The organism is Bacteroidia bacterium (assembly GCA_025056095.1).
In the GTDB taxonomy this organism is placed as follows: Bacteria; Bacteroidota; Bacteroidia; order JANWVE01; family JANWVE01; genus JANWVE01.
The window spans coordinates 1-10,393 of the sequence record JANWVW010000097.1; the positions used below are offsets into that span (position 1 = coordinate 1).

Here is a 10,393-nt window from a genome sequence, read left to right on the forward strand (position 1 = left end):
CTAACTCAAAATCATCAACTTAACCTCACTATGTCATTTTGTCAGAACGATCGAAGTCTGATGGCAGATATTTTTTTGAAAAAAATATTGCGTAGTTTGCAGCAATTGCATATTTTTGTGGTCAAAATTTGGGAGTGTTAATCGAACCATTGTGGAACTGCGACTATTTTGTTTATGCGTTCTACTTGGTAGACCGTGTAAATATGTGTTAATCGAACCATTGTGGAACTGCGACTGCTGCGAGGTTTCTGACCTTGCAGTTTTTGTTTTGCATAAGACTATCTTGTTTCACACATAACGTATAGTTGATAGTTGTGCAAGGTTTGGGTATTATTACTTTTTGGGCGTGCGGGCATGGGCGGAACGCCCATGCAAGCTAAGTTCCTACATTGAGCTAATCTCTATCCCCCATGCTTCACACATCAAACTTAATAAAGTTTATTCTTCTGTATCTTAGGCAAAGTTTTAGCTTGTAAGTGGTTGTACTTCAAGCTTAAACAAGGTAAAGACATAACTGCACAGGTTATCTGCGTGAGGGGCATGGAGCATGCCGTTAGGCAGTGCGCAGCGTTAGCGAAGCACCGAAGCGAAGCGTAGTGCGGAATGCCCCGACCCTTGCGTCAGCAAGGGGCACGCCCAAAAAATAAAACTTAATATCAACTTAAACGCACAAAAACTTTGAAAGCTATAAATTCTTTTTATATCTGCATAGAAAAAATTTTCTTGGTCAAATGTGTTCGTATATTTACATTTGCAGTAATCAAATGCAATTACTATGGAAAACACACCTCAAAACGTAGAAAGCTGCCCTTTCATGAGTAATGGGCATCAAAATGGATTCGGATTAGGTACAAAAAACCATGATTGGTGGCCTAATCGCTTGAACTTGTACATTTTAAGACAAAATTCTAGGTTGTCCAATCCAATGGATGAGGATTATGACTATCGAAAAGCCTTTCAAAGCTTGGATTACGATGCACTCAAAAAAGACTTGCACGAGTTAATGACCAACAGCCAAGACTGGTGGCCCGCAGACTTTGGACACTACGGTCCTTTGTTTATTCGTATGGCATGGCACGCCGCAGGTACCTACCGAATTTCAGACGGAAGAGGAGGGGCATCAGGCGGACTTCAACGCTTTGCGCCCTTGAACAGCTGGCCTGATAACGTAAATTTAGATAAAGCACGCCGATTGTTGTGGCCCATCAAACAAAAATACGGAAACAAAATTTCTTGGGCAGATCTCATCATTTTAGCAGGTAATGTAGCGTTAGAGTCTATGGGCTTAAAAACATTTGGTTTCAGCGGAGGAAGAGAAGATGCTTGGGAACCTGACGAAAGCGTAAACTGGGGTTCTGAAACTGAATGGTTAGCCAGCAAACGTTATCACGGCGAACGCGAATTAGACAATCCTTTTGCTGCTGTACAAATGGGCTTAATTTACGTCAATCCTGAAGGACCTGATGGCAAACCCGATCCCTTAGCCGCTGCCAAAGACATTCGCGAAACTTTCAGACGCATGGCTATGAACGACGAAGAAACCGTAGCGCTTATCGCAGGTGGTCATACTTTCGGAAAATGTCATGGTGCAGGTGATGCTAAGCTTTTAGAAGCCGAACCCGAAGGTGCTCCTATTGAACAAATGGGATTAGGCTGGAAAAGTAATTACAAATCGGGTAAAGCAGGGGACACAATAACTAGCGGTATAGAAATTACTTGGACAAGAACTCCTACAAAATGGAATCATGACTATTTCAAGCATCTTTTTGAATATGAATGGGAACTTACAAAAAGTCCCGCAGGAGCTTGGCAATGGGTAGCTAAAAATGCAGAAGCAGTTGTTCCTGATGCCCATGATCCTAATGTCAAACATAAGCCTGGCATGCTTACCACAGACTTAGCTCTCCGATATGACCCTATTTATGAAAAAATTTCACGCCACTTCTATGAAAACCCCGATGCTTTCGCCGATGCGTTTGCGCGCGCATGGTTCAAACTCACTCATAGAGATATGGGGCCCAAAACTCGCTATTTAGGCAAAGAAGTACCCAAAGAAGACCTCATTTGGCAAGATCCCATTCCTCCGGTCAATCATAAGCTTGTAGATGAAGCAGATATTCAAGAACTCAAAAAACGCATACTTGCTTCAGGTCTATCTATTTCTGATTTAGTTACCACAGCTTGGGCATCTGCATCTACCTTCCGCAATTCTGACAAGCGTGGCGGTGCTAACGGTGCTCGAATTCGCTTAGAACCTCAAAGAAATTGGGAAGTCAACAACCCTCCTCGATTGAGCAAAGTTTTGTCAACGTTAGAAAAAATACAAGCAGAATTCAATAGCGCCCAAAAAGATGGCAAGAAAATATCTCTTGCTGATTTGATTGTACTCGGTGGATGTGCCGCAGTAGAAGAAGCCGCACGTAAAGCTGGATATAACATTACTGTACCTTTCAAACCTGGCAGAATGGATGCAACCGCAGAACAAACAGACGTAGAGTCTTTTGCAGTTCTTGAACCTATTGCAGACGGCTTCCGTAACTACGCAAAAGGTAACTCTGGAGCTTGCGCAGAGCATATCCTAATAGACAAAGCCCATCTGCTCACTCTTACTGTGCCTGAAATGACTGTACTTATCGGCGGTATGCGCGCCTTGAAAGCAAACTATGACGGTTCTGATTACGGTGTATTGACCGATAAGCCCGAAACACTTACTAATGAGTTCTTTATCAATCTCTTGGATATGGATACCGAATGGAAGCCTGTGGATGAGAAAAAGACTAAATTTGAAGGATATAGTCGTAAAACAGGGATGCTTAAATGGCGTGCTACTCGCGTGGACTTAATTTTTGGTGCAAACAGTGAGCTAAGAGCAATTGCAGAGGTTTATGCAAGTTCAGACAGTAGAGAAAAGTTTGTCAGAGATTTTGTCAAAGCATGGGATAAAGTGATGAACCTTGACCGCTTTGACTTGATGAATTAAAACGCTATACAAGCCAATTTAGCAAAAAAGTTTTGGCGCTCTAATGGGGCGCCTTAACTTTATTAAGTCTGTTTTTGCTATATGGAATGGGTAGATTTAAGGTTTTAATTCTTTGGATGTGCCCTTATGGGCATGAGTACAGCGAAACACAACAACGCAGCCTAAAAAAATTGAAATTAAATATCAAACCTTTATTTGCATAACTTTATGACTTCTGGCTACTCATACTACGAATAATCTGTTGGTAAAAGTTTATCATTTTTTTAGTAATATTTTGCCAATCATAATGCTGCCGCGCCGTAACGTACGCATTTTGAGCTATTTTTTGTTTTAATCCCGAGTCCTCAAAACACCTTGTAATCTGTGTAACAAATTCTTGGGGAGAGTTGGCAATGAGAATATTCTGCTCATTTTGGACAAGAATACCTTCTGCTCCTACACTTGTACTAATAACAATTTTGCCCATAGCCATTGCTTCAATAATTTTAATCCGCATTCCCCCACCACTACGCAAAGGAACTAACATTATTTCAAAAGATTGCATAAAATCACGCGCAGAAGGCACATTCGGATAAACAAAAATATGCTTTTCATCATGTAAAGATAAAATTTCCGAAGGCGGATTTTTTCCACCAATATGAATTTGAATATCAGGATATTGCTCTTTTAGCTTTGGAAATATCTGATGATAAAACCATAAAACTGCTTCTACGTTTGGTATCCAGTCTAAGCTGCCAAATAAAAACAAACTGTTAGGTAAAGTTGAAATGTCAGGATTAGGTTGAAAAATTTCAAAATCTACTCCTGCGGGAATAACTTGTATAGGTACAGAAACTTGAAGATCTTCTCGCATGCGCTGGGCATCTTCAGCAGTGATGGCTAAAATGCCATCAAACTTATTAAAGTACTCTTTTTCAAATTGTTTAAGTTTTTTAGATAAATAACGAATGTAGGCAGCTTGGGGATGCCGAGGTGCATTTTTGTACAAGCGTTCCCAAATGAGATATTCTACATTGTGGGCCCTTAAAAATACAGGGACCTTAGTGTGCTTTTTAATAATATCTACATACCAAGCTACAAATGTCCCTTCTAGCTGAATAAGGTCAAAACTTTGCTGATTCAAAACTTGCTCAATTTTCTGAGCAAATTTTTTACTAATAAACCGTTCTACGTTGTAAGGTACTCGCTTAAATAAATTAAACATTGCCTTAAAGAGGCGTATGTCAGTGTTAATTTCTACGCTATGTACTGCACTACAAATATCTTGCAGAACAACAGGATCTTGGTAGTGTTTATTTGTGTTCAAAGCTAATACAGTAACTGTATTTTGTGCTTTTTGTAAATACTTTATTGTGTTATACATAGCAATAGCGCCCCCGTCATTTGGGGGATAGGGTATGCGGGGTGTAATTTCTAAAATGTTCATTATGCAAAATTATTACTTTTGTATTTTCACAAGCAAAATATGAAAAAAGGCTACTGGCTGATAGGTATTTGGTTACTGATAAGTTGTGGAAGTCAAAAAGTGTCAGGAAATAAAGAAATAGAAGGGATAGAGACTTATACTTTCAATAAAGATAAGCTAATTCAGGCTTTGCCTGCTGAACGTTTTAACAGAGTTTTGGACTCTCTCAATCCTATCGTGATTGACGTAAGAGAACCAGAAAAATACTCAAAAAAGCGGATTAAAAATGCAAAAAACCTTAATTACGAAAGTCTTAACTTTGCTTTGGAAATCAGTCGTTTGAACAAAAACGCAAAATATGCTATCTACTGCGATAACGGGATACGAAGTAGGTTAGCTATACAAAAATTTATAGATGCCGATATAAAAACGGTTTTTGTTCTCAAAGGAGGAATAGAAGTTTTTGAAAAAAAATTTCCTCAAAAGATAGAAAGTGGATCAGATTAAAAAAATCCCCTTTTTCAGGGGATTGAGGTATTTACTCTAAAATTTTGCTTTGAATGTACTCTGCGGCATAAACAAGTTGTTGTTTATCACTTATGAAGACAGCTTTGATTCTTTGGTCATGTCTGCTGATGAGGTAAATGACGGGAATAGGAATAGTGTAATAGTCTTCATTTGGGTTTTTTTCTATCTGTCCGCCTTGCTCTAATAAGGGCTTGAGCTGTGCTTCAGTTAGTTTAACAGAGCTTCTATATGCATCCATAATTCTGTGATTATTGTCGTGTATAATCGAGAAAGTAACTTTATTTTTTTGGGTCATTTCTATTATTTTTTCCATAGGTTCAGTAGTAACTGCGATGACTTTTGTATTTTTTGACTCAAAACCTTCTATTTTCTTTTGGAGTTCAACAATTTGTTGTTGGGCATTCGGGCAGATGGAACTGCGGTAAAACATCAGTAGTACATTTTTATTTTGATATTTGAGAATAGAAGACAATACAATAGGGCGAGCATCCTGGTCTATACCTGAAAATTGAGGTGCTTTTTCGCCTATTTTCATTCCCTCTACATTGTAAAGATTATTACAGTCAAAAACTGCATTGGGATTGAGAGCTTGTGCTTTTGCAACAAAGAAGCTAAGTAGCCCCACAAAGCTCACAATAAAAAATCGTACTACCATAGCTTAATTAAATTATAGCAATAATAAATTATTTACTAAATAGCAGACTTGAAAAGAAAAGATTACTCTTGAATTTTTGACTCAATATATCGCCAAGAATATGCTACGCTATTTTCTCTTGCTAGTCCAGCTTCCTGCATTTTGTCTATGTTTACTTGACTGAACTTTGCTTTGATTCGCCCATCTTTTGTAATCAGGAATATCATAGGTGCAGGGGCTACATAATAGTCTTCTGCAATATTACCTTTTATCGCGTTGCGTCTTATTAACTCTTGAATATCAGGATGGTTTTTAGGAATTTTGAAAGAAGCTTGGTACATGTCCATAATCCGATGCCCTACATCATTGATATAGTGGAACCTTTCGGATTTTGGAAATTGCTCTTTCAGTTTTTTAATTTGGTTAGGAGTATCAGAAGTTACTAAAATTACTTCTATTTGTTTAGCATCAATAGCATTTAATCCGTTTTCTACTAATTCTGCGATTTGGTCAACTGCACCGTTTCTAATAGCACCTTCTTCTAAAGAATACAAAGGACCACTGTAAAACATTAGAATCACGTTGTTTTTACCACGTAAGCGCTGCATGTTTACGGGTCTACCTTCTGTATCTACGGAAGAAAAGTTCGGTGCTTTATCACCAATATTTAAGCCTGTAGCTGAACGCGCTAACTCCGCAATACTTTGTTGGCTAAGGCCCACAAATGAAAACCCCACTAAAATTCCAATATTCAAAATGAGCTTTTTCATATTCATAACCTTTGAAATGTAAGCTAAATCCATTTTTTACAAGCAAAGATAAACAATTATAGAGCAAATATGCAAGTTTTTTAATAAATATTCATCCATCTAACTTACTTCAACTTGTGTGCCAATCTTGCTTATAACCTTTTGAAAAAAGTAGATACCAAGCCTTAAAAGCAGTCCAGCTCAAAAACTAAAACTTTTACAATCTACTGAAAACTAACATAAAGCGTGTTTTCAATCACTTTTGCACGACTAGTTTCTGTACCTGATTTTCATAAACTAACATATAAATTCCGTTACTAATGTCTGAAAGACTCAAACTATACTGTTGAATATGACTTTGAACAGGCACAGATTTGAGAGCCTTACCTGTTATATCCGTTAGCTCAAGATATGTATTTGACTTAGGAGTGTTTATTTGTATATGAACAAGATTCTGAGCAGGATTTGGATAAAAAGTTAAGCTTTGAAGTAGCTCATGTTTAGGGCTTTGGGTGCTTAATACCCCATTATTTTGATACATTTTAAGCCCACCTGTAACTAAACCTATTGCAATATCGTCATATCCGTCATTGTTCCAGTCTGTTTTAGCAGGAGCGCAGCGCAAGCCATGTTCAATATTTTGAAAAGAGGAGTCTTGCAAGGTGAACTTGGTATGTACATACGTACTGCTTACTAAACTTTGTACATCAGGGTAGTAATACAAATAACCTGACTGCGAACCTACCAAAAGGTCGTAGTTGTTATTTTTGTTCAAGTCCACAATACAAGGTACAGAAAAAGCTGAACTGCCATAACCATATCTCCTGACATCTATTTCGCCAAAATAAGAATCTTCTAACACAAAATTTGGACTAGTTAATGTACCTTTATTTCTGTAATAAAAGATTTTACCATTTTGATTTCCTGCAATGAGGTCTATTTTGCCATCTGTGTCCATATCATACAGTAAGGGCGTAGCAAATGAACCTACATCTATTCCCCCAAAAGCGTTTTTAACCACAGGTGCAAAATAAGCAGGATTACCAGGTCCTGCAAGATTTTGGTAATAATGAAATTTGCCTGTTTGATCGCCAATAATCATGTCTTTATCCCCATCTCCATCAATGTCTCCGAAAGTTGCAGCGATTGCCCGCAAGCTATCGTTTTTGACATTTGCATAATTGTCCGTAATTTTTTGATAGCTGGGCAAAGTAGCTGTTCCTACATTTTTATACAAGGTCAAAGTACCTAGCATCAAGTTTCCTCCACCTGCTACTTGACCTTCATTAGCAATAATAATATCCTCTAGTCCATCTGCGTCATAATCAAAAAAAGTAGGAATGGCATTGTTACCTACATCAATCATATCACTTTGTAGCCAAGCTGTTATAGGTGCCGTATTAAAAATAGGAGCGTTAGTTGTACCTGTATTCAAATAAACCCAAATACTACTTTTACTGTCTGTAATGGCATTCATAGCCATTTCATTAGTAGCCACAATCAAATCTTTTACATTGTCGTTATTTACGTCTAAATAGTACGCTGCTGCAAAGATAGGTACATTGTAAGGATATGCACTAGGATAAGATAAAGTATAACTTACAAAATTAGCTGAACTTGGTGTTCCTCCGTTTGTTGCTGACCACAAAGTAGGAATTCCTGGACCTCCAACTAAAATATCCTTATCTCCGTCATTGTCAAAGTCTATCAAGGTTAAAGTAGAACCCGCATGCTGCACACGTTCAGTTTTACCTGTATAAATTGGACATCCTGAACCAAAATAGTTCAGCATGGGCATTTCCATACCATCTTCGCTAATATTTCCCCAGCATCCTATTGCATCAAAAATCAAACTATCTGCATGCCCGTACAATTCTTTAGACTTATTTTTGAACCAATATATCCCGATGCCTAAAACGTCCCAACTCATGATATCTAAATCTCCATCATTATCTACATCAATAATATCTGGTAAATCATTTTGTGCTACATACAGGTTAGCAGTTGCAGAAGAATAAGTAGCTTTTAGGGGCTTCTTGACCAAAGTAAATTCAATTGTAGTAGGAGTAGAAATATTTTTGAATACCCAAACTGTTCCAGGCATACCTAAAAATAAATCAGGCTTTCCGTCGTAGTTATAATCTCTTAATAGTGCCCACGTGCCAGACTTACTCGGATTGTAATCTGTGGCTTGTGGAAAGCTACTAATATACTGTGGGGCATACGTGTAGCTTATAGTTCCAATTATTCCATTGTTAAGGTATGTATGAATTTTATTTGTAGCTCGTTCAAAAACAAATAAATCCATAAAACCATCATTATTTAAGTCTATCTCTGAAAACTGTGGCGCATTTAAACCTCCCATCCAAGCATTGCTTAGTATTTTTGAACCCTCTTGTACAGCAATACTATTGTTCAATGAAAAAATAGATTGTCCTGCTATACACAAAGGCAAAAATATCCCACACACTACAAGATAAAAACCCTTTTTCACTCCACAAATATACTCAAATAGGTCTGCAAAAGCAAACTTAGTTTTTAAGTGGATATGTACTAAATTCTGTATTTTTGCACATAGGATGAATACTTACGAAGCCATAATAGGATTAGAAATTCATGCGCAATTGCTCACTCAAAGCAAAGCTTTTTGTGCAGATAGCACTACTTTTGGCGATGAACCTAATACCAATGTGTCTGCTATTTCTTTGGGGCATCCAGGAACTCTACCCAAACTCAATAAAAAAGCCGTTGAGTTAGCTATCAAAATGGGATTAGCTACACATTGTAAAATAGATAGACAGTGTTACTTTGCAAGAAAAAACTACTTCTACCCTGACTTACCTAAGGGCTACCAAATTACCCAAGATAAAACACCTATATGCACGGATGGCTATATAGAAGTTAAGGTCGGTCAAACGCTCAAAAAAATAGGCATTCAACGAATTCATTTAGAAGAAGATGCAGGCAAATCCATTCATGACCAAGACCCATTTGATACTTTAATTGACCTTAATCGTGCAGGTGTTCCTTTGATTGAGATTGTATCTAAGCCTGATATGCGCTCTGCACAGGAAGCAGGTGCTTATATTTCTGAAATTCGCAAAATAGTACGCTATTTAGATATTTGCGATGGCAATATGGAGGAGGGCAGTCTGCGTTGCGATGTCAATGTATCTGTGCGCTTACAAGGTGAGAGTACTTTTAGAACCCGATGTGAAATTAAAAACTTGAACTCTATTCGAAACGTGGAGCGTGCCATCGAATACGAAATTCAGCGCCAAATTCAAATTTATCAAGCAGGGGGCATAGTAGAGCAAGAAACCCGAAACTTTGACCCTATCTCAGGAACAACCTCAGCTATGCGCACAAAAGAAACCGCGCATGACTACCGTTACTTCCCCGAACCTGACTTGTTACCTCTACAAATTGATGAGGAATATATTCGTCAGATTGCAGCGGCTTTGCCTGCTCTTCCTGCCCAACGATATGAAAAATACATTCGTGAATTCAATCTCTCTGACTTTGAAGCTACTACTATCACAGAGCAGAAAGAAATTAGCGATTATTTTGAAGCCCTTGTAAAAGCTTCAAATCATCCCAAGCAAGCCGCAAACTGGGTAATGGGACCTATCAAAACTTACCTTAACGAAACCGCTACTTCTATTACAAAGTTCCCCCTAACTCCCCCACAGGTTGCTCAAATTATTGAGCTTATTTTACAGAATAAAATTTCAACCACTGCGGCTAAGGAAGTTGTATTCCCACAAATGATTAAGCATCCTCAATTAACAGCATTGGAGATTGCTACGCAGCATAATGTTATACAACAAAGTGATACTCAAGCTATAAAACCTTTGATTGAGGAGATTATTCAAAAATTTCCTGCGCAGGTTCAAGAGTACAAAAAGGGCAAGAAAGGAGTTTTAGGATTTTTAGTGGGTCAAGTGATGAAGGCATCGGGGGGCAAGGCTAATCCTAAGATAGTCAATCAAATGATGCAAGAAGCCTTACAGTGAAGTAATTTTTTGGGCGTGCCCTTGTGGGCGTTTCGCTGCGCTCATGCCCACAAGGTCGGCGTGCTTCGGGCTACGCTATCG

General features: G+C 38.2%; 8 protein-coding genes. 3 read left to right on the top strand and 5 right to left on the bottom strand.

What is annotated here, in order from left to right:
• Positions 1–570: 570 nt before the first annotated feature.
• The gene (locus tag NZ519_08255) at positions 571–786 is read right to left on the bottom strand and encodes a hypothetical protein (protein MCS7028743.1); all 216 of its coding nucleotides are present in this window, start codon (positions 784–786) and stop codon (positions 571–573) included.
• On the opposite strand from NZ519_08255, the gene katG reads away from it, so the two are divergent.
• Positions 776–2,980: a catalase/peroxidase HPI gene (gene katG / locus NZ519_08260; protein MCS7028744.1), complete on the top strand. Its 2,205-nt coding sequence runs from the start codon at positions 776–778 to the stop codon at positions 2,978–2,980. The two genes, NZ519_08255 and katG, sit on opposite strands and share 11 nt — an antisense overlap.
• Before the next feature lie 205 nt (positions 2,981–3,185).
• On the opposite strand, the gene NZ519_08265 is transcribed toward katG, so the two are convergent.
• Positions 3,186–4,406 (bottom strand): glycosyltransferase, encoded by a 1,221-nt coding sequence (locus NZ519_08265; GenBank protein MCS7028745.1) that lies wholly within the window; start codon positions 4,404–4,406, stop codon positions 3,186–3,188.
• Between the two features lie 39 nt (positions 4,407–4,445).
• Between NZ519_08265 and NZ519_08270 the strand changes: the two genes are divergently transcribed.
• The gene (locus tag NZ519_08270; GenBank protein MCS7028746.1) at positions 4,446–4,892 is read left to right on the top strand and encodes a rhodanese-like domain-containing protein; all 447 of its coding nucleotides are present in this window, start codon (positions 4,446–4,448) and stop codon (positions 4,890–4,892) included.
• Positions 4,893–4,923: 31 nt separating this feature from the next.
• Here the strand turns inward: NZ519_08270 and NZ519_08275 are convergent, their stop codons facing one another.
• From NZ519_08275 to NZ519_08285, 3 genes are all read right to left on the bottom strand, one after another.
• A complete protein-coding gene (locus NZ519_08275) occupies positions 4,924–5,547 on the bottom strand; it encodes a peroxiredoxin family protein (GenBank protein ID MCS7028747.1) in 624 nt (207 codons plus the stop codon).
• A gap of 83 nt (positions 5,548–5,630) precedes the next feature.
• Complete coding sequence (locus NZ519_08280; protein MCS7028748.1) at positions 5,631–6,350, bottom strand: peroxiredoxin family protein; 720 nt, start codon at positions 6,348–6,350, stop codon at positions 5,631–5,633.
• A 202-nt stretch (positions 6,351–6,552) separates the two neighbouring features.
• Entirely contained in the window at positions 6,553–8,790 is a 2,238-nt protein-coding gene (locus NZ519_08285) for a T9SS type A sorting domain-containing protein (GenBank protein MCS7028749.1), read from the bottom strand.
• An 85-nt stretch (positions 8,791–8,875) separates the two neighbouring features.
• Between NZ519_08285 and gatB the strand changes: the two genes are divergently transcribed.
• Positions 8,876–10,312: an Asp-tRNA(Asn)/Glu-tRNA(Gln) amidotransferase subunit GatB gene (gatB, locus tag NZ519_08290; GenBank protein ID MCS7028750.1), complete on the top strand. Its 1,437-nt coding sequence runs from the start codon at positions 8,876–8,878 to the stop codon at positions 10,310–10,312.
• Positions 10,313–10,393: the final 81 nt, after the last annotated feature.